At 67.0% G+C, this 497-nt stretch carries 1 protein-coding gene; it reads right to left on the bottom strand.

Annotated elements, in window-relative coordinates:
• Window positions 1-497, bottom strand: a 497-nt coding sequence (locus IVB13_RS25060; protein WP_247490833.1) for a peptidase dimerization domain-containing protein, incomplete at both ends; no start/stop codon positions are given.

Raw genomic sequence — 497 nt, 5'->3', positions numbered from 1 at the left:
ATCCGAAGTCCTCGCTGGCAGGGGCCGGCCCCGTCGCCCGGACGCGCTCGGTGCCGAAATGCCCGCGGAATGCATCCACCACCCGTTTGCTGGCTTCCTGATCGTTCACGTTGAGAGGATAATGATCGAGGGTCGTGATCTCGGGCGGGCGAGGCGCCCCCGAAGCAGCCGCTTCGGCTTTGACGATCCGCTCGATGGCCGCCAGCACGCGCGTGCGCACTCCGGCATCGAAGGTCCGCACGTTGAGTTTGATGATCGCCTCGTCGGGAATAACGTTCTCCTTGGTACCGGCTTGCAGGACACCCACCGTCAACACGGCCGCTTCGGCGGCCGCCACCTCACGCGAGACGATCGTCTGTAGCCGCAGCACGGTCGAGGCGGCCATGACGACGGGGTCGATGCTGGCCTGTGGCATCGAGCCGTGCGCACCACGTCCGAACAGTCGTATCTGCAGGCTGTCCGCAGCGGACGTGATCGCGCCGGCGCGACCGGCGACC

The organism is Bradyrhizobium sp. 17, assembly GCF_023073515.1.
GTDB classification, from domain to species: Bacteria; Pseudomonadota; Alphaproteobacteria; order Rhizobiales; family Xanthobacteraceae; genus Bradyrhizobium; species Bradyrhizobium canariense_D.
The sequence above is the reverse complement of the archived record's forward strand: the minus strand, read 5'-3'. Positions and strand labels throughout refer to the sequence as shown.